Source organism: Ralstonia soli, assembly GCF_023955655.1.
Classification (GTDB): Bacteria; Pseudomonadota; Gammaproteobacteria; order Burkholderiales; family Burkholderiaceae; genus Ralstonia; species Ralstonia soli.
In genome coordinates this window covers 44,426-68,660 of the sequence record NZ_JAMXHT010000006.1, presented here as the reverse complement: position 1 = coordinate 68,660, position 24,235 = coordinate 44,426, and the positions used below count along the sequence as shown (strand labels likewise).

Sequence of the window (24,235 nt, the reverse complement as noted above, 5' to 3'; positions counted from 1 at the left end):
TACACGCCACCAGAGGAGGCATCGGCATGAAGGTCGTTCGGTTGACGATCAGTAATTTCCGGGGAATCAAGTCGGCCGAGCTTCTGTTCGATGGCCATACCCTCCTTGTCGCATCGAACAATGTCGGCAAGAGCACGATATGCGAAGCGCTTGATCTGGTATTGGGGGCGGATCGTCTCAATCGGTTCCCTCCAATCGACGAGTTCGATTTTTATAACGCGCGGTATTTGACCCCTGCTCCACACGAAGGGGAGTCGCCGGCGTTGACAAAACTCAGGATTGAGGTTGTTCTGATCGAGCCTAGCGATGAGGTTCTGATCAAGTGCGGAGGGCACCTGGAGTTCTGGCACGTCGCCGAACAACGTCTGCTTGTGGAGGGGGAGGCTGCACTTGCGAACCCACCGATTTCCGTGCGCTGCTTGCGGCTGGAAACTGTCGGGGAGTATGACCCCGAAGAGGACGAGTTCGTCGCCAAGACGTACTTCTCGCGAAGCCCCGACGAGGAGGAGGGCAAGCTCAAGGCGGTGCCACGACCGATCAAGCGGCTCTTTGGCTTCTTGTACCTGCGTGCGTTACGAACGGGCACTCGCGCGTTGAGCCTGGAGAGGGGAAGCCTGCTGGACATCATTCTTCGCGCGAAGGGCATTCGCACGACTCTTTGGGAAAAGTCCATTCAGCGCCTGCGTGCCCTCGATTTGGAGGACGATGCGGCGGAAATCACACCCGTCCTGCGGAACATCGAGCAGCGTCTTTCCCGATACATCGCAATGGAGGCCGGAGGTCATGCGACAAAACTGCATGTCTCAGAGCTGACCCGAGATCATCTGCGCAAGACAATGGCATTTTTTCTCGCGCTCTCGCCGGATCAAGAACATGTCCCGTTCGCACACGCGGGCACCGGAACGTTGAATACCTTGGTCTTGGCTCTGCTGACCTTCATCGCTGAGTTGAAGCCCGACACAGTCATCTTCGCGATGGAGGAGCCGGAGATTGCTGTCCCACCGCACACACAGCGCCGTATCGCGCACTACCTCCTGACCAAGACGACCCAGGCATTCGTCACGTCCCATTCGCCCTTCGTGATCGAGCGATTCGAGCCTTCGCATACGTTGCTTCTCTCACGTGCAGATGGGGTGGTGACTTCGCGCAAGGTTTCGGAAGCGGCGGGGCTCACCGACAAGGAGTTCAAGCAGTACGTCCGTTGGGGCTTGTGCGAATGTATGTTGGGCAAGGCTGCGATCGTGGTGGAAGGATTGACCGAGTTCCATGCGTTGCCGGTAGCAGCCAGGCGCATTGAGGAATCATTGGGCGGTCTTGGTTTCCAACCACTCGATATCCTGGGCGCGACTTTCTTTTACGCATATGGTGAGTCCAACGTACCGAAGTTCGGAAAGTTCTTCAAGACGCTGGGGCTTAAGACCTTCGCCTTCTATGATCTTGTCACGAATCGCCCGCCAGTGCAGAAGGCTAGCTTGGCCGCCAACTTCGACATCAATACGGAGCATGCATATAAGGGCTTCGAGGACCTGATCGCCGCCGAGATGCCGGCGGATCGATTGTGGATGTTCCTGTCAGCGCTTCGTGATAGCGGCGAGGCAGCAAACATCGGGGTGCCGGCTGCACGTCCCGACGATGCGGGCGTTCGTACACTTGCCCGCAATGCCTTGAAGAGCAGCAAAGGTGCTGGCTGGGCCGCGCGGCTGTTCGAGGAATGTGAGTTTAGCGAGATTCCGGGATCGGTCATGAACTTTCTCCTCGCAGTCTACGCGGCATTGCCGCAGATCCCTGACGTCGTGGAGGCTCAAGAGGCAGAAGAGATGCCGCCCAATGAGGAAGCGCTTTGATGGGGCAGGAAGAGGCTGATCCGCGTGAGCATGTCATGGCCTGCAAGGGCCATGCCCTTGTCATTGGCGGTCCAGGCAGCGGAAAAACCACCTTGGCGTTGAAAAAGGCTCTGGCGCGCATCCGCGAAGGCGTGGTTCCCGGGCAAACCGTCCTGTTTCTCAGCTTTTCCCGGGCGGCAGTTACCCGAGTCCTCGATGCTGCCAAGGTTGTCGTCCCCAGGAGCGAACTATCGCTGCTTTCAGTTCAGACGTTCCACTCGTTCTTCTGGGAGCTACTGAAGGCTCACGCCTATCTCACGGGGGCGCCGCGAAAACTCGCGATTCTGTTGCCCCAAGACGAGAAGGCGCTATCAGGAGGCATCGATGAGGACGATGACGGTTGGAGCGCCTGGCTGGCAGAACGCGATCGGCTCTTCAGGGAGGAGGGACGTGTTGCCTTCGATCTGTTCGCATCTAACGCGGCGAAGCTACTGGAGCAAAGCGCTCACATCCTGAACAACATCGCGCTGAGCTATCCCCTGATCATCGTGGATGAAGCGCAGGATACCGGAGCGAACGCCTGGCGCTGTATTGAACTGCTGTCATCGCATACGCAGGTCATTTGTCTGGCCGATCTGGAGCAGCAAATTTTCGATTTTCTTCCAGGGGTTGGCCCAGAACGAATCAAGGAGATTCGTGCCGCGCTTGCTCCCCTAGACGTCGATTTGGGGAACGACAACCATCGCAGCCCAGACACCGAGATTCTTGCCTTCGGCAACGACATCTTGACCGCAAAACCGAGAAGCGGCCCGTACAAGGGTGTTTCCTCCATCGCCTATGGAGTAGGACGGAACGCACCGAATTGGAATCACCTACTCCGAAGGGCGTTGTCCGTGTTGCACAGACACATGCGTGCAGACGGAAAGGGATCTGCGAAGTCCGCGGCCATACTCACGATGGGAAAGGGGGGCGCGCTGAAGGTCTCTAATGCGCTGAATGCGCTGGGCTCGAATCAAGGCAAAGTGGTCCGTCACAAGCTCCTATTTGACGAGGCTGAGGCTCTGTTGACTGCACGCTTCGCGGCGTTCCTGTTGGAGCCCAAGCAAGAGACCGCAACTGATCTGGATATTGCTACCTGCATGGAGTTGCTCGCTACAGCGAGAAGAGCCACAGGGACCGGCAAGGCGGCGGTCAATAAGTTATTGGAGCAGGCGGCCAAGATCAGGGCAGAGAAGGTACTTACGATCAACCTTGTAAAGGCCCTGCGATCCGTGATGGTTCGGATTCGTGAAGAAGGATTTGCAGGTGATCCGGCTGCAGACTGGTTGTTCGTGAAACACACACTGCGCGCCACCGGCCAAGCTGAACTGATGCGCGCGGCCGCACAGCTCGACTTCCTCGTGGCGTTTCAGCGCGGGCATCGCATTTCGGCCGCACTCTCCGATGAATGGCTGCGCGACGGTGCTTACACCCGGGCGAGACTTGCCCTCGATAGTGCATTGGCCCAAGAGCAGATACTGGACGGGGTAGAGGAGCCTCCGGGCCTGCAGGTGATGAATATCCACAAGGCTAAAGGGAAGCAGTTCGACGGCGTGATTCTTGTAAGGGAACTTCGCCATACCGGCAACAACGCGGAGTCGTCATTTGTTTGGCGGGGAGACGAAGCTCCATACCCGAAGAGCCGGCGCCTCGTTCGAGTAGGGGTTACGCGAGCCCGGCGGCAGTTGTTGATCCTGAATCCAGTTTGGCCCGCTTGCCCACTACTTCGCGGTCATCAACTCTAGAAGCCACAACGCTGCTGATATCGTGTACTGACGGTCCTTCCGCTGATCCGCAAGCAGCGCTGATTCGAAAAAATTTTCAACCACATATCACCGACCCGAGCACGGCAGATGACTGCCGCTCCGCCAGCACAATGGTGTGCCGGCGTCATCCAAGGAGTCCGGTGATGCTTCCTATCTCTCCCCTCGAGTACCTCGCCGCTTTTGCGCTCGCTTTCGCCGGCGGCGCGCTGTTGTCGATGTGTGCCTTCATCGGCAAGTTCCGACGGGAGGCCACAGCACATGCATGACCATTCCCGGTTCGACGATGACGAGGCATGGTCGTCGGACGCGGACGCACGCCGGCCGGATGCCAGCGAATTCTTTCGCTCCCGCCCTGGCGCGATTGGCGTGGCTTACCCATGTCCGCAATGCCAATCCCTGCGGACTGAGCAGCGCCATGTCGCGAGGCGGATTGGCGGTGCAGTCGGCGCGACGGCAGGCGTGACCAGCGGTATTGCGGTCATGTTGTCTGGTGCGGAAGCCGGTGCGGCAGTCGGCCTGATAGGCGGCCCCATCGGTGTGGCGTGCGGCGGCATCGCCGGCGCCATTCTCGCAGGGCTCGTCGCAGGCGCTGCCGGCTGTGCCACGGGCGCCGCCTGCGGCCAAGCCATCGACCACATGGTGCTCGACAACTGGCGCTGCTTCGACTGCGGCCGAACCTTCACCAGCCAGCCGGGCTGACCGGCTTCGTTTCTCTCTTCCCCCGTTTCTTTTCGACTATCGGCCCGGCCTTGCGCCGGGCCTTATGCACTCGTCTTTTGGAAAGGAGTTTCCATGCATCTCGTTCAAACCATGGCCTACGTTGGCCAGCAACCATGGCATGGCCTCGGCAACAAACTTGCGCCGAAGCAATCGCTTGAAGCGTGGGCGGAACACGCCGGCATGAACTGGACCATCGAATCATCCGAAGTCCGTTTTGTCAGTGGCGTAGGCAACATCGGCGCTATCCACGCCTTCCCGGCTCAGAAGGTGCTGTACCGCTCGGATACCAAGGCGCCCTTGTCAGTCGTCTCCGCGCGCTATCAGGTCGTCCAGCCCGCCGAGATTTTGGAGTTCTACCGAGACCTGACCGAGGTCGGCGGCTTCGAACTGGAAACAGCAGGAGTCCTCAAATCCGGCAAGAAACTCTGGGCGCTCGCCAAGACCGGTCAGACCGGCATGCTCAAGGGCAAAGACAAAGTGGATGGCTACCTGTTGCTGGCGACGGCCTGCGATGGGTCGCTCGCCACGACTGCCCAGTTCACGTCGGTCCGCGTCGTCTGCAACAACACGCTGCAGATCGCGTTGGGTGAGGGTACGGGCGTCGTCAAGGTGCCGCACCGCAGCCAGTTCGACGCCCAGGCGGTCAAACGCCAGCTCGGCATTGCCGTGTCGTCCTGGGACGCCTTCATGGCCCGTACCAAGGCGCTGGCCGAGCGCAAGGTCACAGATTCGGCCGCAGAAGCGTTCTTTCGGCGCGTGTTGACCTATTCGACCACCACTGGCGACGACCGAGACACCCTTGCCGTTAACGAACGCGCCATCAAGGCGGTCGGACAACTCTATGGCGGGCGAGGGAAGGGCGCTGGTCTGCCGTCCGCGTCCGGCACCGCCTGGGGCTTGCTCAATTCGGTCACAGAGTACGTCGACCACCACCGCCGTGCCCGCAGTGGTGACCACCGGCTCGATGCTGCTTGGTTTGGCGCCGGAGCTGCGCTCAAGCAGAAAGCATTCGAGGAAGCGCTCAAGCTCGTGGTGTAGCTGTATCCGATTCTTCCCTGACATACCGGCCCGGTCGAGTTCGCTCACCGGGCCGTGTCTTTTTCCGGAGGTTGCAATGAATGCCCTCGAACCGACTCGGTCCAGGCCCCGTCGTGCTGCGCTCAAGCTGGTCAAGACAACTGAACTCACCCGTACCGACTGGCTGGCCGTTCGCAAGACCGGCATCGGCGGCTCCGATGCTGCGGCAGCCGTCGGCCTGAACCCCTACAAGAGCCAATTGGAACTGTGGCTGGAGAAGACCGGCCGCGATGCCGAGCTGCCAAAGCCCGATCCCAACGACACCACGGAGGCGGTCTACTGGGGCACCTTGCTGGAGCCGATCGTAGCGGCGGCCTACACGCAGCAGACCGGCCACAGGGTGCGCAAGGTCAACGCCGTGCTGCAACACCCCACCATCCCCTTCATGCTCGCCAACCTGGACAGGGAAGTGGTCGGCGTGCCCGACGTGCAAATCCTGGAATGCAAGACGGCCGGCGAATTCGGAGCTCGCCACTGGCAGGACGGCGTGCCTGAATACGTGCAGTTGCAGGTGCAGCACCAGTTGGCGGTGACGGGCAAGCGCGCTGCCGATGTTGCCGTCCTGCTCGGCGGGCAGGCCCTGGAAGTCCACCGCATCGAGCGGGACGACGACCTGATCGCCCGGCTGATCCCGTTGGAAGCGCAGTTCTGGCACTACGTCGAGACTGACACCCCGCCACCCGGGGACGGTTCCGAATCGGCCGACCGCGCACTGCGCTGCCTGTACCCGAGAGACAGCGGTGGCACGGTGGATTTCTCTGGGGACCGCCAGTTGTCGGCTGTCTTTGCTGACCTGGTGGCTGTCCGTGAACAGATCGAGGCGCAGGAAGTGGCGGCCGCCAAGCTCAAACAGACCCTTCAGTACGCCATGGGCGACGCCTCGCGCGCGCTTTTCGAAACCGGTGAAGTGACCTTCAAGCGCAGCAAGGACGGCACCAGCACCGACCTGGAACGGCTGCTGGCCGACCACCCGGATCTTGCCCAGCAGTACGCCATCCCCAAAGCCGGCTCGCGCCGCTTTCTCATCTATCCCTGAATCGGAGTCACCCCATGCTCAAAGGACTCGCCATCACCCCGCCCATCATCGGGCGGATTTCCATTGGTCGCGTGGTCGAGAAGAACGGCAAACGCCTGCCGGAGAAGGACGACCAGTTCACCTTGACCACTCAGGTACAGAACCGCGACGGCTGGATGCTGCACCCATTGAATGAATCGCTGCGCAAAGCAGCACCCGGCAAGCTACGCTCGATCCCGGTACGGCTGCTGTTCAACGAGCCTGACCTGAACCTGCGCGCCGAATACTGCCTGTTCGACCGGGACACCGGGCGCCCCGTCTGCGTCGGCTATGGTGAGCGATGCAAGCGCGTGGAGCGGGACGGCATTGCGGTTTTGCCGTGCCCGTCGCCAGAAGGCTGCCAGTTTGGCGGTCCCGGTGGCTGCAAGCCGTATGGCCGGCTGAACGTAATCGTCGGGGACGAGGACGAGATGGGCAGTTTTATCTTCCGCACCACCTCGTACAACTCGATCCGTACGCTTGCCGCACGGCTGCATTACTTCAGTGCTGTGTCCGGCAACCTGCTGGCCAGTCTGTCGCTGGAACTGAAGCTGCGGGGCAAATCCACGGCCCAGAGCTACCGGTCGGCCATCTATTACGTCGACTTGGGCGTGCGGTCAGGCAGTACGCTGGAATCTACCATCACCGAGGCACGGGAGTTGGATGCCCGGCGCAAGGCCGCCGGGTTCGACCAGGCTGCGTTGGATGCCGCCGCCAAGCTGGGCTTTGGCAATGGAGCCTTCGAGGACAGCCCGGAAGAGGCGGCAGCCGTCATGGAGGAGTTCTATCCCGAGGCCACTGCAAGCACTTCGGAGCCCGGCGACGCAGCGAAGGGCGATGATGCCAAGCCCCCCACGCTGCGCGACAAGCTGGACCGCAAGGCGGCGCTGCTCGGCGGGGCGGCCGCATGATCCGGCCGTCCTGCCTGGTGCTGGCCGTCGGTGCGACCGGCACCGCGGTCTGCCTGTCGGTCTTGGCCGCTTGGCAACGGGGTGGCTCGCTGCCTGAACGGCTGGTGTGGGTCTCTATCGGCATCGTGCTGGTCGTCAGTGCGCACCTGCTGCCGGCGCTGGTCCGGGAGTCACCGTACCGGGCGCGTGCCGTCGCCGGTGTGTTATGGCTCGGTTGCATGGTGGCTGTCGGCTATGGGCATGTGACGTTCTTCCTGCTGGCCCAGCGGCATGCCGGGGAACTGCGGGCTTCGGCTGTTCCTGTAGCCGAGCCGGTACCTGCCAGCCGCAGTCTCACGGCGGTCATGGCGGAACGGGCTGGTGTCATTGCTCGACTGGCGGCAATCAATATGCAGCGCTGTACCGGCAATTGCACGACGCTCGAGGCGCGTCGCGTCACGCTGACCGCCAGGCTTGACGTGCTGGAGGCTGAAGCTGGCGACATCCGGCGCTGGCAGTCAGCGGATGACCGAGCCGTGGCGCGACGTGACGCTTTGGTGGCCGATCCGGTCACGGCGAGACTGGCAGCGTTACTGGGCACGACCGTTCCCCGCATGGATCTCCTGTCGGGCTTGGTGTTCGCGGCGGTCTTGGAGGGAGTTGCCTGCCTGTTGTGGACGATCACGCTGCGATCCCTACCCGTCACCCAGAGTCGCGCGCCAGCGGTAGCGAGTCAGGAGCCAGTCACCACCCGTGACGCACTGGAGAATGATCTGGTCGCGCCGTTGCCGCATCCAGCACTGGATGACTCCGAGATGATTCGGCTCGTCCAAGAGGTTGCTGCGGGACGAGTCCGCCCGACCGTCGCGGACATTCGGCGCCATCTCTGCTGTTCCCAATCGAGGGCAACAGCGCTGCGCCGTCAGCTCGCCGCGCTCGACTTGATCTGACGGCATAAGTCGGGCCTTCTGGCCCGGCTGTCTTTTCCCTTCTGTTTCCACCCGACGTGCGCATCCGCTTTCTCCGGAGGCCCGCACACGTCCTTACCCTGGAGCCTCTTATGTCCAACACTCAGGCGGATCCTGTCCTGTCGCACAACCGTGCAGTGCTGCTTGATGCGCTGCGCACGGCCGGCGCCACTTCCGCCGTCATCAGTTATTCCGGCTATGGCGACAGCGGTAACGCCAACGAAATCCAGATCCTCGACGCCGAGGGCCAGGAGGTCAATGGAGACCACGCCGTCAGCATCATGCGGGAGGACCGCCACTACGCCGACGGCCAATGGCAATCCACGTACGCCATGGTCGAGATGAGCTTGCACGACGCACTGGATGGTTTCGCCGACCGTGCGGTGGGTCGCTATCACCCCGGCTATTGGAATGGTGAAGGAGGTGAGGGCGACATCACCTTCGACTGCGCTTCGGACGCGGTACGCGTGGCTCACCGCGATTTCTATACCGAGCAAGTCGCCACGGATACCGACCTATGAACGCCTGTCTGTCGCTCGCCTGCTGGCCGGGGCTGGACTATGGCCACATGCCGGAGCTGCTGGCCGGCACGCATACCGAACCGCTGTTCGGCACGCTATCGATCGAGCACGTGCAGCTCGTGCCCCAGAGCGTCGGCTGGCTCGATGAAGCGCGGGTCGATGAGCTGCTTGCCGCGTTTCCTGCTGCCCGTTTCCGCCTGCACGCCAACGTGCGAGTGCTGGCACGACACCGGATGGCGGATCTGTCCACCTTCGAGGGTGATCGCGACTGGTTCGACCAAGCTGCGCGCATCAGCCAACGTCTCGGTGCACCGGCCTACAGCGCGCATGCTGGTGACCGGCGTCGTGCAACGCTCACCGGGGTGCTGGACAACGCTCGGCGCTGCGCCGACTTGTTCGGCTGTCCCGTCGCCATCGAAGGGCTCTATCCCGACCGGCATGGCGCGCAACTGGTCTCGACGTGGGACGAATACCGCACGGTCTTCGAATCCGGCATGCCATACGCGCTTGACCTTTCGCACCTGAACATCGTCGCGCACCGCTATGGCCGCGAGGATGAGCTGGTGGCCGACATGCTGGCCTGCGAGCGCTGTCTCGAAGTCCACGTCAGCGACAACGATGGCACTGGCGACTGGCACCGCATCTGCAATAAACCGCCATGGTGGTATTCGCGACTCGCTCACCTCCACCCGCAGGCGGTGGTGTTTTCCGAAGGCAACCACAGAAGGGCGCACGTATGAAATCTTCCGATCTCGTCAAAAGCCTCAGCATCACCAACCTCGCCAACCGGCGCGCCGCTGTCGCCGAACGTATCCGAACAGCACTCGACCTGCTCACCGAAGCCGAACAGTTGGCCAAGACCGCTCACCTGGGATTCCCCCGCCTGGTGCTGGACGATAGCCATGCACTCCGTGGAGCCCAGGCACTGACAGGCGAGTACGCGAGCCGCGCCGATGCGCAAAAAGCGATCCTGCATACGGTCGATGCGCAGGGTTGGGACTACCTGTTGAGCGAATCCGGGCTGCGCACCTTCATGGACGCTCGGGCCCGCGAGCAGTGGCACCAGCAGATTCGCGAAGGCGAGGTTCCAGAGCTGACCGCCGCAAACATCGAAGCCACGTTCACAGAACTGCACGGCGCACGCGGCGACATGTTCGAGCGTGGCGTAATTCAGTGCTTCCGCCGGCTGTCGTGGAACTACCGGACCAATCAGCCGTTCCGCTTCGGCAAGCGCATCATCGTGACCAGCTTGGTCAGCCACGGGTTCCCCAACCACCGCGCCATCAACGAACTGGACGATCTCATGCGCGTGTTCCATGTGTTGGACGGCAAGCCCGAGGCGGATCACCGTCACAGCGTCTACTACCTGGTCGACGGCGCACGGCAGCAAGGGCAGACCGAGGCGGAAAACGACTATCTCCGTCTGCAGTGGTTCAAGAACGGCAACGGGCACCTGACCTTCAAACGGCCCGAGTTGATTGAGAAGATGAACCTGATTCTCGCCAAACATTACCCGAACGCGCTTGCCTCGGAAGCACGGTAGTCCCCGGGCGCGTTCTGCGTCCAGCCTCTTTCCCTCTATTTCTGCGATCTAGCATCCGGCTGTGCCGGAGGCCGACGTTCGCCCATTTTCAGGAGAATTTCATGACGGAGCCATCCGTACCGGCGCAGTCACCACCGCGTCTACCACTCGGCCAGCTTCTGGCGACACCCGCTGCGGCTGCCGCTTTGTCTGCGGCTGGTGTGTCGGTCTTCAACCTGCTCAACCGCCACGCCCGAGGCGATTGGGGAGACCTGTCGGAGGAAGATCACCAGCAAAACAACCTGGCTGCCATGACAGGACAGCGCGTGCTGTCCAGCTACCTGCTGCCCGGTGGGCAGAAGGTGTGGGTTGTGACGGAGTGGGACCGGTCGATGACGACGGTCCTGCTGCCGGATGATTACTGATCGTCAGCGCGGCAGCGCCGACATTGGCTTGTCCAGAAGCGTGTCGATGAAGGCATGCGGGTCAGCTTCCAGCACGCGCAAGAAGTCGAGCAGTTCGACCACATCCAGGCGGCGGGCGCCGCTCTCGACCTTGGACACAAAGGCTTGTGGCCGTCCGATCCGATCGGCAACGTCCTGCTGCAGCCACCCGCGCTGCTTGCGCAGATCGGTGAGCAGCGTCGCAATCCGCTGATAGCGAGGGTCGTGGATCGGATGGGCCATGCAAAACATTCTAGATACACATACGCGATATTCTCTATCCGTATACGATATATTCAGGGGAGATTTTATGTTTCAACTCGTTTGGCTGTCCGGTGCTGCCGCGACAGCGCTCGGCATCGTGCTCGACATGCGACGGCTGCGTGCCAACCGCGTCGGTCTCCCGGCTTCGGCCTGGGTCTGCGCCTCCGCCTGCGTCGGGCCGGTCGCTGGCGTGGCGTACCTGCTCCAGCGCCGGCCAGCGCGGCGTGCGCTGATCGACGCGGCCTGGGAACTCGTCGGGGATGCGAACCAACCCGCGCATGTGCGCCGCGAACGGCTGATCGCGCTTGAGCAAGCCGGCGTGCTGGGCGTACCGATTTTCCGGGCATGCCTGGCTGTACTGGACGCAGAAGCGACCGATTCGCTGCACGTGATGGCCGAGGAGGACGCCAACCGCTCGATGTAGGGGAACAACGCCACGACCAACATAAGCACCACGCATCCGCAGAAACGCCCGTCCGACTTTCTTTCCGAGACGGGCAGGTATTCCACACAACAAGGGGGTCTACAAATTGAACACCACTCGAAACCTGGGAATTTCCAAGCTCGCACTGAGCATCTTGATGACCGCCGTCTTGACGGCCTGCGGTGGCGGCGGTGAATCGACGACCGCCACGACTAGCCCGGGGACGAGTTCGCCGGCGCCGGCCGCGCAGATGAGCATTGCCGGCAAGGCCATCGACGGCTATCTGGTGGGTGCCAAGATCTGTGTCGACCTGAACAACAATGGCGTCTGCGATGCCGGCGAGCCGAGCACCATCACCGGATCGGACGGCAGCTATACGCTGGCCCTGGATGGCTCCACGCAAGGTAAGAAGCTCTTGGCCGTCGTTACGCCGGCCACCAAGGACCTGTCTCGCCCCGGCTATTCCTTCCCGGCAGAGTTCACGCTGTCGAGCATCATCAGCAGCGGGCCGACCCAGCACATCACGCCGCTCACGTCCCTGGTGGCGGCCCAGGTGGATGCCGGCCGCAGACGCACCGATGCGAACAATGCCGTCGTCACCCTGCTGGGCGGCTCGGTGAACCTCAACGACGACTACATCGCCAACGGCAACGGCTCTGCCGCCACGCTGGCGGCGTCCATGGTGGACAAGCTGTCCGAGTTCGCCAAGAGCGGCCGGGTCGACCAAGGCACCGTTGATGCTGTTCTGAATGCCATTGCGGCCAAGGGCAATGTGAGTGGCGTCACCCAAGCCGATGTGGATGTGCAGGCGAGCTTGCCGAAGTTTGCAGCGGTGGCTGACCCAGCCGGTGTGCTGACCAGCGGGCTGTATGCGTACGACGGCATCGGCTACAACAGCAGCACCCAAGCTGCCTCGTTCGTGCGCAATCGCTGGTCGTATGCCAACGGTGGCCTGGCTTCGCTGCAGGAAAAGTGGAACGGCTCGTCCTGGATTGCCGCGGCACCGGGGGAGTTCGACCAGAACTATGGCGAGTACGTCCTGAAATCAGACGGCACTTGGTCTGCGTTCTTCTCCCAGGCTGCTCAGCAAACGCCGGATACCGTCCAGAAGGTGGAAGGCAACATCATCACCACCGTCAACAACCTGACGGGGATCACGACCACGCTGGAAATGCGCCAAGCGGACGTGAGCAACGTCTCGTTCGCGCAAATCCTGAAAGGGTGGATCGATGATGCCACGCTCGGCAAGCTGACCGGCGCCTTCGGTGCGGGCGCTTCGGCCTATGTCGTGGAAGCCACGCATGCGAGCGACGAGATCACGCTGGCGTCGTTCTCGGCCTGCAGCAGCAACGCACCACTGATCAGCGAGGATGGCGTGAGCCATTGCAACTACCTTGGCGATCCGGCGCGGCAGTACACGTCGGTCGACCAGGCGATCGGCATGGTCATTCCGGCGGGCGGTGTGAATCTGCACCTGCTGTCGAATGGCTTGGCCGAACTGCTGAACCCGGACGGCTCGGTGGCGCTCGACAGCAGCAAGATCACGTGGTCGAAGTATCCGACGAACGCCAACGTCATCGTGATCAGCGTTGCGGCATCGGACATCGCCAACTTGACCTTCCTGTTCGGCGACACAGTGAAGGAGGGGAGCCGGATCGTCATCGCGCTGCATAACGGTCACCTGAAACGTGGTGACCTGAGTCCGGCCAACCAGTCGAAGAAGGCCTTGCTATTCGCGCAGTCGATCTTCGATCAACTGTTCGCTGAACTCAGCAAGCTGGTGAGCCTTCCCTGATGCCGGCTGGAAGCAGCAACGAAACGCCATCTAGGACCGGCGTCAGCAACGAGCCGTCATAGCGAGAGTGGTGCCGGCCGGCACCACTCTCGCTTTTCTCCGTCAGAATTTTTTTTACCGACCGACCGCAGCCAATGGGCTGAGCCTGCATGCTTGCCATGAACAGTATCCAATCCCAAGGTCTGATGGTTGCGGCGTGTTTGATTGGCTGCGCCGTCTTTGCTACCACGCTCTGCGTGAAGGTGTTGCCAAGCCCCGCAGAGAGTCTTCTGGCCTCAGAACAATCCGATCTCAAACGGAACAACCGGTTAATGCTGGGCTGGGTCTCGCTGGCCTGCGTCAGCATCGTTGTGGGGCACCTGATCGTCTACTACATGCTCGGTCCACGACCCGTCTGCTAGGCGCAGTTGCCCCGTGCGGCACGTGCGAAAAGTACAATGCTCGTTCGAAGTTCTTCACGGGGAAGATGTGCAAATGCGGTATCCATGGCTGTTCGTCACGCTTTGCGTGGCGGTTTTGAGTCCGCATCCGGCATATGCGCGAACAAGCAAGGGCGGTGTTGAGAATGCAGGCGGTGCGTATGCCGCAGTTGCACCTATCGAGCGCGCACGGCCCAATCCTAGGCTCACCCCAGGCGCTGTTGATCCACGTGTCACGCAGGCCAACATCCGCGAGACGATTTGCACCCGCGGCTACACCAAAACTGTGCGTCCGCCGCAGCAATTTACCAATGGACTCAAGGTGCGACAGGTCCGGCTGTACGGCTATGACGACAAACGACTGCGGGACTATGAAGAGGATCATCTCGTAGCGCTGGAGATCGGTGGCTCACCGGATAGTGCAAGGAACCTCTGGCCGCAGCCGCGGCATGTGATCGGCAACTGGGGCAGCCTTGCCAAGGACAAGTTGGAGAACCGACTGCACTCGCTGGTGTGTCGCCGCGAGATTCCCTTGGTGCAAGCCCAGCGGGAGATGGCCCACGACTGGATCGCGGCCTACAAGCGGTATCTCGGCCCCAAGGCCCCGGCTCGTCGCTAGGCGTCATTGCTCGTTCATGTACCGACATAGGGCAGGTACAACATGCGCCCGGCAGACGTTCACGAATTGAGCGAGGAAGGAATGGTAACAGCGCGTGCAGGTACGAGAGAAGAAGCGCTGCGGCTGCTGCACGCGGGCGAGATTGCGGTTGTCGAACTGGACTATGAGACCGGCTGGCAGGATGCTGTCGAACTCGGTCGAATGAGGCAGAAGGCCGGAATCCGCGTGGAGTTTCGTGGCCAGCAGAACATTGCCGTCCAGTCGCTGATCGCTTTGATGGCTAGGCTCTCACACCCCAAGCAGACGTTTCGTCAGCGCAATCTGTACTGCCAGTTCGATCTGGACGCGTTGCCTGCAGGTAAGTTGGCGAAACTGGAAGCCAAGGCTACTGCTCTGGGGGACTACAGCTTCGCCGGTCATCTGCAGCGCGATGTGGGTAGTTCTCCGAGGCGCACGAAGTAGGCCTCGGCGTCGAGTTCGAAATGCTGGACATCCGAAAAAGCCTCCGCGCCTTTCCATCTATTGGCGAAGGCGCGTACTTGGCAGTGAATGCGTCTCCGGCGACCATTCTCTGTGGCAGACTTCTCGAGCTAGTGCGAAATGTCCCTCGCCATTGCCTTGTGTTGGAGATCACGGAGCATGCGCTTGTCGAGGACTCCTCGGCGCTCAAACAGGCGCTGCATCCTTTGCGAGATCGAGCGATTCGTATCGCGATTGATGATGCGGGTTCGGGTTATTCAACCATGCGCCATATCATCGAACTCAAGCCGGACGTGATCAAGCTGGACGCCAGTCTGACGATCAATTTTGACCATGATGTAATCAGGCAAGCGCTCGTGAAGGCCATGGCGACGTTTGCCAATGAAATTCGATGCGACCTTGCTGCCGAGAGCATCGAAACGGAAGATCAAAAAACATGCTTGTCGAGCTTGGCGTGCACAGAGGGCAGGGCTGACCCTACACCGGAATCAGTACCGTCCAGAAGTGGAGATTTCCGGCGTCTAGCGAGCCCCGTCGCTTGGCCAGACCACATCTGCCTTCCACGATTCCGACGCAATGAATTGCTTGAGTTTGTCTTGCAGCAGGGCGGTCCAGGCAGCGGCGAAGCGAGAGGGGGGGTTCTCGCGCAAGGTCGTGATCGCCACGCTCGAACGGATGCCGGGGCGCCCAATGCGATGCGCCACAAGTTCACCGCGCGCGATCTCCTCCTTGATCGCGATGTAGGTCAGGATCGAGTAGCCAGCGCCGGACTTCACCAGTTGCTTGGTCAGCGACACGCTGTCGACTTCCAGGGCGATGCGCAGGCGCACGCCGTGCTGAATCGCCGCCTGTTCAACCAGACGCCGATTGCTGTGCGGTAGCCCGGGCAAGATCAGCGGAATGCTGGCCAGGTCTCGGATCTGGTATTCGTGCTTATCGGCCTCTGAGCCGGGCGGCCCCACGAGGATCATGGGCTCGCTGAACAGTGGGCGCACATGGAAGGCATCCAGTGGAGGCTGGTTGTAGACAACGGCAAGGTCAACGCGCCGATCCAGCACCCACTCCTGCAGCGAGCTGCTCAGGCCTTCACGCACATGCAGTGATACCCGGGGCCACTGCGCCCGGAAGTTCTGGACGAGATCGGCGCCGATCAGCGCGCCCATGGTCGGCGGCAGGCCAACGGCCAGATGGCCGCGCTCTTCGTCCGCGCTGGCGCGTACGTCCTCACCGGTTTCGCTGAGGAGGTGCGTGATCATTTCAGCGCGCTCCAGCAGACGCGACCCGGCCGAGGTGAGCCGAACGCCACGGCCATGCCGAACCAGCAACGGCACACCAATCTCGGCCTCCAGCTTTGCAATCTGCCGACTCAGCGCCGGTTGCGCGATGTACAGCTCGGCAGCGGCCCGGTTGAAACTCCCGGCACGCGCCACGCGGATGAAGCTCTTGAGTTCTCGGATGTCCATGCTTGTATTGAGATATGCCATGTCGGCATAGATTTGTATGTTCACATGGTCTTTGTCAAGAAAAGACCGTCAATCTATGCTTTCCATAAATAATAAATCACCGAACTCGTACAGGAGACGGCCCGCCCGTAGGCATCATCTGCCAATGGCGTTCACGCCCCAGTGACGACCGACTTTTCAAGCAATTCAAGCAATACAAGTCCAGCAAGCAGGTGCCCGGTGGTAACGGCAGAGCCCTGAACGATTGGACGCAGGAGACACCATGAAACATCTGAAGAAGCTGCATGTGCAGGTCTTGATCGGCCTGGCGTGTGCGGTTGTCCTTGGCATCGCTGCGCCGCAGTGGGCCGTCGCCATGAAGCCCATCGGGCAAGCGTTCATTGCGCTGCTCAAGATGATGCTGGCGCCCATCATCTTCTGCACGCTGGTGCAGGGGCTGGCCCATGTGCGTGACCTGCGAATGCTGGGCCGCATGGGCGTGAAGTCGTTGGTGTACTTCGAAGTAGTCAGCACGGTGGCCATGGTGCTGGGCTTTGTGCTCGTCAACGTGTTCGAGCCTGGGGTGGGGCTGCACGCCACCAACCTCGCGGAAAGCGCCGATGCGGTGAAGGCCACGAGCAATGCCGGCGGCATCTCTGCCGTCAATTACCTGCTCAGCCTGATTCCGCACACGCTGGTCGATGCGTTTGCCAAGGGCGACATCGTGCAGGTGCTGATCATCTCGATCCTGGCGGGCCTGGCACTGAACCTGTCGGTGGGGCCGGACTCCGTCCTGCTGCGCGGCATGGATGAAGCGCAGAAGGTGCTGTTCCGCATGCTCGGCTTCATCATGAAGCTCGCTCCGCTGGGTGCGTTTGGCGCCATGGCAGCGGCCGTGGGCAGTTATGGCGGCGTGACGCTGCTGTATCTGCTCAAGGTCATCGTGCTGTATTACGCCGCGTCGCTGCTGTTCGTATTCGGCATCCTCAGCTCGATCAGCTGGATGATCGGCCTGCCGTACTTCAGCGTACTCAAGCTGATTCGCGACGAGATGCTGCTGATCTTCGGCACAGCATCAAGCGAGGTGGCCTTCCCGCGTCTGGTGGAGAAGCTGCAACGCGCAGGTTGCGATGAAGCCGTGGTCGGTTTCGTGCTGCCCGCCGGCTACAGCTTCAACCTGGATGGCACCTCGATCTACATGGCCATTGCCGTGGGCTTCATCGCGCAGGCGACGGACACGCCGTTCTCGCTGTGGCAGCAATTGGGGTTGCTGGCGATCCTCAGCTTGACCTCCAAGGGCGGCACCACTGTTGCCGGTGGCGCGTTCGTCAAGCTGGCGGCTACGCTGCAATCGGTGCGTTCGCTGCCGGTGGCTGGGCTGGGCCTGCTATTCGGCATCGACCGCGTGATGGCCATCGCCACAGCGCTCGTCAACGTGGTGGGCAACACCGTGGCGGTGTTCGCCATCGCGCGCTGGGAAGGTGCGTTCGACGCCGAAGCCTTCCATCGCGAGACCGGTGGCCACGCCCGTTCTTCTCTCCTCAAGCTGCAAAAACCGGCTGCACAGGCTGCGGTCGCGCAAGACGCACTCACTCATTGAGCAACACCAACATGCAACGCATTCCCGCCCTCAATCCTGATGCGCTGGACGCAGATCAGCGCGCCGTCTACGACGCCATTGCCAATGGCCCCCGCAAGGGTGTGCGAGGCCCGCTCGCTGTCTGGCTCCACCGCCCATTGCTGGCTGACCGCGCACAGGCGCTCGGACGCTACTGCCGCTACGACAGCAGCCTGCCGCCGCGTCTGTCCGAGCTGGCCATCCTCTTCATGGGCCGCTACTGGCTGGCGGAATACGAGTGGGCCGCGCACAAGCCTTTCGCTCTGGAAGCCGGAGTGTCGCCCAGTGTGATCGACGCCATTCGTGATGGCATGAACCCAGCGTTCGAGCAGCGCGACGAGGCGCTCGTCTTCGCTTTCCTCACGCAACTGCATGCAAAGCGCGAGGTGGACGACGATCTGTACGCCGAACTCGTTGACACCATCGGGCAGGACGGCGTGGTCGATCTGGTCGGCATTGCCGGCTACTACACGCTCATCTCCATGACCATCAAGGCATTCAACGTGCCCGCGCCGGCCGGTGCGACGCCGGAACTGCCGACGCAACTGCAATAAAGCAACAGGGAATTCACTGTGGAAGCAACGACTGAATTTGAACAAGCCACGGCCGCGGGCCGTCTGGCAGGCAAGGTGGCCATTGTGACCGGCGCGGGCTGCGTTGGCCCGGGCTGGGGTAACGGCCGCGCTGTGGCTGTGCTGTTTGCGATGGCGGGGGCGCGCGTATTCGCCGTCGACAAGAGCCTTGATGCCATGGAAGAAACGCTGCGCCGCGTGCGCGAGGCCGGTGGTGAGGTCACCCCGTACACCTGCGACGTGACTGACACCACGGCCGTCAAGGGCATGGTCGATGCCTGCGTTGAGCAATACGGTCGCGTCGATATCCTGGTGAACAACGTTGGCGGCTCCGCTGCCGGCGGCCCCGTGGCGTTGCCGGAAGACAAGTGGGATGCGCAGGTCGCATTCAACCTCAAGAGCGTGTACCTCACCTGCAAGCACGTGCTGCCCGTGATGGAAGCGCAGGGCAGCGGTGCCATCGTCAATACAGCGTCCACGTCCGGCATCCGCTGGACGGGCTCGGCGCAGGTGGCCTACGCCGCTTGCAAGGCCGGTGTGATTCAGCTCTCCAAGGTGGTGGCAGTCGAGTACGCAAAGAAGGGCATTCGCGTGAACACCGTGGTGCCGGGCCAGTTGCATACGCCCATGGTGGAAGTGCGCCTGGCTGGCCAGCGTTCGGGTGGTGATGTCGACAAACTGCTGGAAAGCCGCCTCGCGCGCATTCCGCTTGGCTTCATGGGTGACGGGCGTGATACCGCGCATGCCGCGTTGTTCCTCGCTTCCGATGAAGCGCGCTTTGTCACCGGCACTGAAGTCGTGGTCGATGGTGGCATGACGGCTCGGTGCGACTGATCATGCAACGCAACCTGAACGGCGGCGTCTGGGATTGCCACACGCACATCTACGGGCCATGGGATGCATTTCCGCTGCCGGCCGACGCCTCGTATCGCCCAGCGGAAGCGCCGATGACGCAACTGCTTGCACTGCATGAGCAGCTGGGTGTCAAGCATGGCGTGCTGGTGCAGGCGGCGTGCTACCAGTCCGATCACCGTGCGCTGCTGGCCGCGCTGGCCATGACGCAAGGGCGTTATCGCGGCGTCGCGCTGGTTGACCACAACACAAGTGACGACGCTCTGCGCGAGCTGGACGAAGGCGGTGTGCGCGGCATCCGGTTCAACTTCATGGGCCACCTGCCTGGCGATCGTGATCTGGGCCGCTTGCGTGAGCTTGCCGAGCGCGTCGGGCCGATGGACTGGCATGTGTTGCTGCATGGGCAACTGGATCAGCTTCTGCCGGTGCTCGATGCGTGGGAAGACCTCGACGTGCCGCTGGTGATCGACCACATGGCCCGTCAGGATGCGACGCGCCCGCTGGACGAAGCTGCCATGCGCGAGCTGGAGCGTCATCTGCGTCAAGACAATCGGTGGATCAAGTTGTCGGGTGTCGACCGGCTGATGCAAGGCGCAGCGCCGCCGTGGACTGCCGCGCTGCCGCTGGTCAGGCGCCTGATGCAAGCGGCGCCCGAGCGAGCCATCTGGGGCACGGACTGGCCGCACCCCAACATCAAGGGCGACGTGCCCGACGACAGCAGCCTGCTCGCGTTCGTGGAGGAAGCCTGCGGCGCCGAAGCAGCTGAAGCTGTGTTGGTCCATAACCCGCAACGGCTCTATTTCTGAGGCATCGCCATGCAAGCCACGTTTATCGATGCCGCCCAGGCAGGGCACTCTGCTGAACAAAGCGCCTGTCGCAAGGCCGCGTGGCGCCTCGTGCCACTGCTGGCAATCGCGTACTTCGTCAACTACCTCGATCGGACCAACGTCGGCTTCGCGGCACTGACCATGAACCGCGACCTGGGCTTGAGCGCCGCCCAGTTTGGCCTGGCGGCAGGCATCTTCTACGTGGGCTATTGCCTGTTCGAGGTGCCGAGCAACCTGGCGCTGTATCGCTACGGCGCGCGTCGCTGGCTGGCGCGGATCATGATCACGTGGGGCCTGTTTGCTGCGGGCACAAGCTTGGCCGTTGGCCCCAACAGCTATGCGGCGATCCGCCTGCTCGCCGGCATTGGGGAGGCGGGGTTCTTTCCGGGCGTCATCTTCTATCTGACGCTGTGGTTTCCGTCGCGCTATCGCACGCGCATGATGGGCTGGTTCCTCGCTGCGATTCCGTTGTCGTCGGTGTTCAGCGGGCCGTTATCGGTATCGATGCTGGAGCTGGACGGTTGGCTCGGGCTGCATGGCTGGCAATGGCTGTTCATCCTGCAGGGGCTGCCGGCCTGCGTGCTGGGCGTGCTGTGCCTGCGCATGCTGACCGATCGTCCCGACAACGCGACTTGGCTGACAGAGGAGGAGCGCGCCGCCCTGGTGTCGGCCATCGAGCGGGAGCGCAGCGCCGCTGTCGAGCATCGCCTCGGGCCCGCGCTTAAGGACGCACGCGTCTGGCTACTGACGGCCATCCTGTTCAGCTACATCATCGGCATTTTGGGCATTGGCGTGTGGATGCCGACCATTCTCAAGACGCATCACTTGTCGAACACGCAGGTGGGCTTCGCCACGGCGCTGCCCTATGTCGTTGGCGCGCTGGTGATGCTTGGCTGGGCACGCGTGGTGGCGCGCACGCAGCGCTATGTTCTGCATCTGGTGATCACGTGTGCGGTGGCGGCGTTGGGCTTCTTTGCATCAGTGGCGTCCGATGCGCTGGTGCCGGCGATGCTCGGGTTGACGGTGGCGGTGGTGGGGCTGTCGTCCGTGCGCACGTGCTTCTACAGCATTCCAGCTACGTTTCTGGATAAGCAGGCCGCTGCGGGCGGACTCGCATTCATCAACTCGGTTGGCAGCCTCGGCGGGTTGTTTGGCCCGTACATGGTGGGCTGGCTGAAAGACGCAACGGGTTCGTTCAAGGCGGGGCTGATCGGCATGGGCACCATGCTGGTTCTCGCAACGTTGCTTTCTCTGGTGCTGCTGAGCCGCGTCAAGGAGGGCCAGCGATGAGCAACGATGGGTGGCAACCCAGCCTGCGCACGCCTGACCCTGCCGTGCGCATCCTGGACTCACGCTTTGAGCACTACCGTTTGCCGCACGCCAAGGTCGAGCGCCTGTGGACCGGCTGCCGGTGGGCCGAAGGCCCCGTCTGGTTTGGCGACGCAGGGGCACTCTACTGGACCGACTTGCCCAACGATCGCATCCTGCGTTGGGACGAGGCCTCCGGCGTAGTGGCGACATACCGCGCGCCCTCAGACAAGGCCAACGGCCTGACGCGCGACCGGCAAGGCCGCCTGATTGCCTGCGAGCACGGCAAGCGCCGCGTTACGCGCACGGAATACGACGGCAGCATCACCGTGCTGGCCAGCGAGTTTGAAGGCAAGCCGCTGAATTCGCCCAACGATGTGGTGGTCGCCAGCGACGGCGCAGTGTGGTTTACCGATCCGCCGTTCGGCCTGGTGAGCGACTACATGGGCCAGATTGCCGAGCCGCTGTTGCCGGCCAGCATCTACCGGATCGACCCATGCGGACGATTAGACTGTGTTGCCGACGATGTGCTCGGCCCCAACGGATTGGCGTTCTCGCCGGATGAGCGCACGTTGTATGTGGTGGCATCGCGTGCGCGGCCGCGCGAGATCCTGGCATTCGACGTGGTCGGCGGCAATGCGCTTGGCGAGCGCCGTGTGCTGATTGATGCGGCGGACGGTGCTCCAGACGGCTTTCGCGTCGATGTGCACGGCAACCTCTGGTGCGGTTGGGGCACAGGGTCGGCGGAGCTTGATGGCGTGCGCGTGTTCGCCTCCGACGGCGCCGCCATCGGTCACATCGCACTGCCGGAGCGCTGCGCGAACCTGTGCTTCGGCGGGCGACACCTCAATCGCTTGTTCATGGCGTCAACCACATCACTCTATGCCCTGTACGTGAACACACGCGGGGCGGTCTAGCCCTGCAACCCCACACCCGCACACACCAATAACGAACGAGGAGACAACACATGCCATTCCATTCCACCATGCGCCGCTTTGCAGTGCGCAGCCTCTGTGCAATACCGCTTATTGCCGCCACCAGTGGCGCCTGGGCCGCTGATATCCACGTGCTGGCGACCGGCGCGTTACATGCAGCCTTTGAGAAGGTCATCCCGGCGTACGAGCAGCAGTCGGGCAACCATCTGATCATCGGGTGGGGGCCGTCCTATGGCACCTCGCCAGACGCCTTGCCGATGCGCATCAAGAACGGCGAGCCGATGGACGTCTGCTTCATGATCGGCGCCGCATTGACGGACCAAGTGAAGCAAGGGCGCTTCATTCCGGAGTCGCGCGTTGACCTGGTGGCATCAGGCGTGGGCGTTGCAGTGCGCAAGGGCTTGCCCAAGCCGAATATCCAGACCGTCGGCGATCTGCGCCAAACGTTGCTGGCGGCCAAGTCGGTGGCATTTTCCGAAGGGGCGAGCGGTACCTACATCACCGGCACGCTGTTCGCGCGTCTCGGGATTGCCGAGCAAATGAAAGCCAAGAGCGTGCTGATCCGGGGCAAGGAACTGGTCGGCTCGGCGCTTGAGCGGGGCGAGGCGGATCTGGGCTTGCAGCAGATCAGCGAGCTGCGCGCATTCGACGGCATCCAGTATGTGGGCCCATTGCCCGCCGAGGTGCAGAAAACCAGCGTGATCGCCGTTGCCGTGGCAAAGGATGCCAAGGAGCGCCAGGCCGCTGAAGGTCTCATCACGTATCTGCAATCGCCGGGAGTCGCTGCCAAGCTCGTTCAGACGGGGCTCGATCCGATTCCCGCTAAATAACCCGATCCACTGCCGTTGTCTGATGCATCGCGGTTGGTTGCCAGCCGCGAGGGGCCACTGTTGCCCGAAACAATAACAACCGGGCCATGTCCCGAGAGAAAAAAGGAGACACCATGACGTTGCAGAAGTACGTTCTTGGCGCCGCATTGATTCTGATGATGTCCGCGTGCGCCACGTCGACGCAAACCGGTCCAGAAGTACAGCGGACGCTCGTGCGCCACGGCGATGTGCAGATCGAAACCCTGAGCCAAGGGCGTGGCCCGACGGTTGTCATCCTGCCGTCGCTTGGGCGCGGCGCTGAAGACTACGACGAGGTGGCGCGTCTGCTGGCCGCTGAAGGGCTGCGTGTGCTGCGGCCGCAACCGCGCGGCATTGGCCAGAGCAAGGGCCCGATGGCGAATCTCGACATGCATGCGTTTGCGGCCGACGTTGCTGCCGTGCTCGACCAGGAAAAGACGGGCCCCGTTGTCGTGGTTGGGCACGCCTGGGGCAGCCAGCCCGCGCGCATGCTGGCGGTGGATCGGCCTGACTTGGTGCGCGGCCTCGTCATGGCTGCAGCCTCGGCCGGCAAGCTGCCGGCCGGTTCCAACGAGAAGCCTTATGGCCGGCTGCGCGAGGCGATTGATGGTTCCGGCAATCTCGCGCTGCCCGAGGCGAAGCGGTTGGAATATCTGCGTCAAGCGTTCTTCGCTCCGGGCCACGACCCCAAGCCTTGGCTGGGTGGTTGGTATCCCGATGCGCACCATGCACAGGCCCACGCCCGCAACGTCACATCTGTGGATGCGTACTTTGCCGGCGGCACGGTGCCCATACTCGATCTCCAGGCGCAGTACGACGCCGTGGTCGTGCCCAACGTGTTCAAGCCCATGCTGGGCAACCGCGTGACGGTGGAGGTGATTCCCAATGCCGGGCACGCCATGGCGCCCGAGCAACCCGCAGCGATGAGCCGCGCCATCGCGGGCTTCGCCCGACGTGTCTACGCGGGCGCGTCCTGATTCAGTCAACACAACAACACGCAGGTCGACGC

The 24,235-nt window shown here is 62.3% G+C and carries 26 protein-coding genes and 1 pseudogene; 25 read left to right on the top strand and 2 right to left on the bottom strand.

Going from position 1 to position 24,235, the window contains the following annotated elements:
• Nucleotides 1-26 precede the first annotated feature (26 nt).
• The 11 genes from NG900_RS16245 to NG900_RS16195 all read left to right on the top strand — a co-directional run bounded on the left by NG900_RS16245 (nucleotide 27) and on the right by NG900_RS16195 (nucleotide 10,805).
• Nucleotides 27-1,844 (top strand): ATP-dependent nuclease, encoded by a 1,818-nt coding sequence (locus NG900_RS16245; RefSeq protein WP_252682333.1) that lies wholly within the window; start codon nucleotides 27-29, stop codon nucleotides 1,842-1,844.
• Nucleotides 1,844-3,607 (top strand): UvrD-helicase domain-containing protein, encoded by a 1,764-nt coding sequence (locus NG900_RS16240; protein WP_252682332.1) that lies wholly within the window; start codon nucleotides 1,844-1,846, stop codon nucleotides 3,605-3,607. The genes NG900_RS16245 and NG900_RS16240 overlap by 1 nt, the downstream gene beginning before the upstream one ends.
• 279 nt (nucleotides 3,608-3,886) lie before the next feature.
• Nucleotides 3,887-4,327 (top strand): hypothetical protein, encoded by a 441-nt coding sequence (locus NG900_RS16235; protein ID WP_252682330.1) that lies wholly within the window; start codon nucleotides 3,887-3,889, stop codon nucleotides 4,325-4,327.
• A 93-nt stretch (nucleotides 4,328-4,420) separates the two neighbouring features.
• Nucleotides 4,421-5,386, top strand: a complete 966-nt coding sequence (locus NG900_RS16230; RefSeq protein ID WP_252682328.1) for a DUF932 domain-containing protein — start codon at nucleotides 4,421-4,423, stop codon at nucleotides 5,384-5,386.
• Nucleotides 5,387-5,462: 76 nt separating this feature from the next.
• Nucleotides 5,463-6,461 carry a YqaJ viral recombinase family nuclease gene (locus tag NG900_RS16225; protein WP_252682326.1) on the top strand — a complete coding sequence of 333 codons (999 nt, stop codon included), beginning with the start codon at nucleotides 5,463-5,465 and terminating at the stop codon, nucleotides 6,459-6,461.
• A 14-nt stretch (nucleotides 6,462-6,475) separates the two neighbouring features.
• Nucleotides 6,476-7,390 (top strand): recombination directionality factor, encoded by a 915-nt coding sequence (locus NG900_RS16220; RefSeq protein WP_252682324.1) that lies wholly within the window; start codon nucleotides 6,476-6,478, stop codon nucleotides 7,388-7,390.
• Entirely contained in the window at nucleotides 7,387-8,319 is a 933-nt protein-coding gene (locus NG900_RS16215) for a hypothetical protein (RefSeq protein ID WP_252682322.1), read from the top strand. Before NG900_RS16220 ends, NG900_RS16215 begins: the two co-directional genes overlap by 4 nt.
• Before the next feature lie 110 nt (nucleotides 8,320-8,429).
• Nucleotides 8,430-8,858, top strand: a complete 429-nt coding sequence (locus NG900_RS16210) for a DUF6878 family protein (protein ID WP_252682320.1) — start codon at nucleotides 8,430-8,432, stop codon at nucleotides 8,856-8,858.
• Complete coding sequence (locus NG900_RS16205) at nucleotides 8,855-9,598, top strand: apurinic/apyrimidinic endonuclease family protein (RefSeq protein WP_252682318.1); 744 nt, start codon at nucleotides 8,855-8,857, stop codon at nucleotides 9,596-9,598. The genes NG900_RS16210 and NG900_RS16205 overlap by 4 nt, the downstream gene beginning before the upstream one ends.
• Nucleotides 9,595-10,401 (top strand): DUF4942 domain-containing protein, encoded by an 807-nt coding sequence (locus tag NG900_RS16200; RefSeq protein ID WP_252682316.1) that lies wholly within the window; start codon nucleotides 9,595-9,597, stop codon nucleotides 10,399-10,401. The genes NG900_RS16205 and NG900_RS16200 overlap by 4 nt, the downstream gene beginning before the upstream one ends.
• 101 nt (nucleotides 10,402-10,502) lie before the next feature.
• Complete coding sequence (locus NG900_RS16195; RefSeq protein ID WP_252682314.1) at nucleotides 10,503-10,805, top strand: hypothetical protein; 303 nt, start codon at nucleotides 10,503-10,505, stop codon at nucleotides 10,803-10,805.
• 3 nt (nucleotides 10,806-10,808) lie between these two features.
• On the opposite strand, the gene NG900_RS16190 is transcribed toward NG900_RS16195, so the two are convergent.
• Nucleotides 10,809-11,066 (bottom strand): helix-turn-helix domain-containing protein, encoded by a 258-nt coding sequence (locus tag NG900_RS16190; RefSeq protein WP_029240340.1) that lies wholly within the window; start codon nucleotides 11,064-11,066, stop codon nucleotides 10,809-10,811.
• A 67-nt stretch (nucleotides 11,067-11,133) separates the two neighbouring features.
• Between NG900_RS16190 and NG900_RS16185 the strand changes: the two genes are divergently transcribed.
• From NG900_RS16185 to NG900_RS26755, 6 genes and pseudogenes are all read left to right on the top strand, one after another.
• On the top strand, nucleotides 11,134-11,511 hold the full coding sequence (locus tag NG900_RS16185; protein ID WP_252682312.1) for a hypothetical protein: 378 nt from the start codon (nucleotides 11,134-11,136) through the stop codon (nucleotides 11,509-11,511).
• A gap of 157 nt (nucleotides 11,512-11,668) precedes the next feature.
• Nucleotides 11,669-13,306: a hypothetical protein gene (locus tag NG900_RS16180; RefSeq protein ID WP_252682310.1), complete on the top strand. Its 1,638-nt coding sequence runs from the start codon at nucleotides 11,669-11,671 to the stop codon at nucleotides 13,304-13,306.
• A 149-nt stretch (nucleotides 13,307-13,455) separates the two neighbouring features.
• Complete coding sequence (locus NG900_RS16175) at nucleotides 13,456-13,707, top strand: hypothetical protein (protein WP_252682309.1); 252 nt, start codon at nucleotides 13,456-13,458, stop codon at nucleotides 13,705-13,707.
• A 22-nt stretch (nucleotides 13,708-13,729) separates the two neighbouring features.
• Nucleotides 13,730-14,344, top strand: a complete 615-nt coding sequence (locus NG900_RS16170) for a hypothetical protein (protein ID WP_252682308.1) — start codon at nucleotides 13,730-13,732, stop codon at nucleotides 14,342-14,344.
• Between the two features lie 81 nt (nucleotides 14,345-14,425).
• Entirely contained in the window at nucleotides 14,426-14,806 is a 381-nt protein-coding gene (locus tag NG900_RS16165) for a PHA-granule associated protein 4 (RefSeq protein ID WP_252682828.1), read from the top strand.
• A gap of 20 nt (nucleotides 14,807-14,826) precedes the next feature.
• Nucleotides 14,827-15,225: pseudogene (locus NG900_RS26755) on the top strand (EAL domain-containing protein); the annotation flags it as partial.
• A gap of 120 nt (nucleotides 15,226-15,345) precedes the next feature.
• On the opposite strand, the gene NG900_RS16155 reads toward NG900_RS26755, so the two are convergent.
• On the bottom strand, nucleotides 15,346-16,287 hold the full coding sequence (locus NG900_RS16155) for a LysR family transcriptional regulator (protein WP_252682304.1): 942 nt from the start codon (nucleotides 16,285-16,287) through the stop codon (nucleotides 15,346-15,348).
• A 262-nt stretch (nucleotides 16,288-16,549) separates the two neighbouring features.
• On the opposite strand from NG900_RS16155, the gene NG900_RS16150 reads away from it, so the two are divergent.
• From NG900_RS16150 to NG900_RS16115, 8 genes are all read left to right on the top strand, one after another.
• Nucleotides 16,550-17,866: a cation:dicarboxylate symporter family transporter gene (locus NG900_RS16150; protein ID WP_252682302.1), complete on the top strand. Its 1,317-nt coding sequence runs from the start codon at nucleotides 16,550-16,552 to the stop codon at nucleotides 17,864-17,866.
• A gap of 11 nt (nucleotides 17,867-17,877) precedes the next feature.
• On the top strand, nucleotides 17,878-18,438 hold the full coding sequence (locus tag NG900_RS16145) for a carboxymuconolactone decarboxylase family protein (RefSeq protein ID WP_252682300.1): 561 nt from the start codon (nucleotides 17,878-17,880) through the stop codon (nucleotides 18,436-18,438).
• Between the two features lie 18 nt (nucleotides 18,439-18,456).
• The gene (locus tag NG900_RS16140; protein ID WP_252682298.1) at nucleotides 18,457-19,290 is read left to right on the top strand and encodes an SDR family NAD(P)-dependent oxidoreductase; all 834 of its coding nucleotides are present in this window, start codon (nucleotides 18,457-18,459) and stop codon (nucleotides 19,288-19,290) included.
• A gap of 2 nt (nucleotides 19,291-19,292) precedes the next feature.
• The gene (locus tag NG900_RS16135) at nucleotides 19,293-20,114 is read left to right on the top strand and encodes an amidohydrolase family protein (protein ID WP_252682296.1); all 822 of its coding nucleotides are present in this window, start codon (nucleotides 19,293-19,295) and stop codon (nucleotides 20,112-20,114) included.
• 9 nt (nucleotides 20,115-20,123) lie between these two features.
• Complete coding sequence (locus NG900_RS16130) at nucleotides 20,124-21,425, top strand: MFS transporter (RefSeq protein WP_252682294.1); 1,302 nt, start codon at nucleotides 20,124-20,126, stop codon at nucleotides 21,423-21,425.
• Entirely contained in the window at nucleotides 21,422-22,360 is a 939-nt protein-coding gene (locus NG900_RS16125; protein WP_252682292.1) for an SMP-30/gluconolactonase/LRE family protein, read from the top strand. Before NG900_RS16130 ends, NG900_RS16125 begins: the two co-directional genes overlap by 4 nt.
• A 50-nt stretch (nucleotides 22,361-22,410) precedes the next feature.
• Entirely contained in the window at nucleotides 22,411-23,208 is a 798-nt protein-coding gene (locus NG900_RS16120) for a substrate-binding domain-containing protein (RefSeq protein WP_252682290.1), read from the top strand.
• A 113-nt stretch (nucleotides 23,209-23,321) separates the two neighbouring features.
• A complete protein-coding gene (locus NG900_RS16115) occupies nucleotides 23,322-24,203 on the top strand; it encodes an alpha/beta fold hydrolase (protein ID WP_252682288.1) in 882 nt (293 codons plus the stop codon).
• Nucleotides 24,204-24,235 lie beyond the last annotated feature (32 nt).

Excerpts from the sequence above, each read along its gene's own strand:
- NG900_RS16120 (WP_252682290.1), top strand. The coding sequence starts at position 22,411 with ATGCCATTCCATTCCACCATGCGCCGCTTTGCAGTGCGCAGCCTCTGT.
- NG900_RS16205 (WP_252682318.1), top strand. The coding sequence starts at position 8,855 with ATGAACGCCTGTCTGTCGCTCGCCTGCTGGCCGGGGCTGGACTATGGC.
- NG900_RS16235 (WP_252682330.1), top strand. The coding sequence starts at position 3,887 with ATGCATGACCATTCCCGGTTCGACGATGACGAGGCATGGTCGTCGGAC.
- NG900_RS16155 (WP_252682304.1), bottom strand. The coding sequence starts at position 16,287 with ATGGACATCCGAGAACTCAAGAGCTTCATCCGCGTGGCGCGTGCCGGG.
- NG900_RS16115 (WP_252682288.1), top strand. The coding sequence starts at position 23,322 with ATGACGTTGCAGAAGTACGTTCTTGGCGCCGCATTGATTCTGATGATG.
- NG900_RS16230 (WP_252682328.1), top strand. The coding sequence starts at position 4,421 with ATGCATCTCGTTCAAACCATGGCCTACGTTGGCCAGCAACCATGGCAT.
- NG900_RS16175 (WP_252682309.1), top strand. The coding sequence starts at position 13,456 with ATGCTTGCCATGAACAGTATCCAATCCCAAGGTCTGATGGTTGCGGCG.
- NG900_RS16135 (WP_252682296.1), top strand. The coding sequence starts at position 19,293 with ATGCAACGCAACCTGAACGGCGGCGTCTGGGATTGCCACACGCACATC.
- NG900_RS16225 (WP_252682326.1), top strand. The coding sequence starts at position 5,463 with ATGAATGCCCTCGAACCGACTCGGTCCAGGCCCCGTCGTGCTGCGCTC.
- NG900_RS16245 (WP_252682333.1), top strand. The coding sequence starts at position 27 with ATGAAGGTCGTTCGGTTGACGATCAGTAATTTCCGGGGAATCAAGTCG.
- NG900_RS16145 (WP_252682300.1), top strand. The coding sequence starts at position 17,878 with ATGCAACGCATTCCCGCCCTCAATCCTGATGCGCTGGACGCAGATCAG.
- NG900_RS16190 (WP_029240340.1), bottom strand. The coding sequence starts at position 11,066 with ATGGCCCATCCGATCCACGACCCTCGCTATCAGCGGATTGCGACGCTG.
- NG900_RS16130 (WP_252682294.1), top strand. The coding sequence starts at position 20,124 with ATGCAAGCCACGTTTATCGATGCCGCCCAGGCAGGGCACTCTGCTGAA.
- NG900_RS16165 (WP_252682828.1), top strand. The coding sequence starts at position 14,426 with ATGGTAACAGCGCGTGCAGGTACGAGAGAAGAAGCGCTGCGGCTGCTG.
- NG900_RS16180 (WP_252682310.1), top strand. The coding sequence starts at position 11,669 with ATGACCGCCGTCTTGACGGCCTGCGGTGGCGGCGGTGAATCGACGACC.
- NG900_RS16195 (WP_252682314.1), top strand. The coding sequence starts at position 10,503 with ATGACGGAGCCATCCGTACCGGCGCAGTCACCACCGCGTCTACCACTC.
- NG900_RS16240 (WP_252682332.1), top strand. The coding sequence starts at position 1,844 with ATGGGGCAGGAAGAGGCTGATCCGCGTGAGCATGTCATGGCCTGCAAG.
- NG900_RS16200 (WP_252682316.1), top strand. The coding sequence starts at position 9,595 with ATGAAATCTTCCGATCTCGTCAAAAGCCTCAGCATCACCAACCTCGCC.
- NG900_RS16185 (WP_252682312.1), top strand. The coding sequence starts at position 11,134 with ATGTTTCAACTCGTTTGGCTGTCCGGTGCTGCCGCGACAGCGCTCGGC.
- NG900_RS16220 (WP_252682324.1), top strand. The coding sequence starts at position 6,476 with ATGCTCAAAGGACTCGCCATCACCCCGCCCATCATCGGGCGGATTTCC.
- NG900_RS16150 (WP_252682302.1), top strand. The coding sequence starts at position 16,550 with ATGAAACATCTGAAGAAGCTGCATGTGCAGGTCTTGATCGGCCTGGCG.
- NG900_RS16125 (WP_252682292.1), top strand. The coding sequence starts at position 21,422 with ATGAGCAACGATGGGTGGCAACCCAGCCTGCGCACGCCTGACCCTGCC.
- NG900_RS16215 (WP_252682322.1), top strand. The coding sequence starts at position 7,387 with ATGATCCGGCCGTCCTGCCTGGTGCTGGCCGTCGGTGCGACCGGCACC.
- NG900_RS16210 (WP_252682320.1), top strand. The coding sequence starts at position 8,430 with ATGTCCAACACTCAGGCGGATCCTGTCCTGTCGCACAACCGTGCAGTG.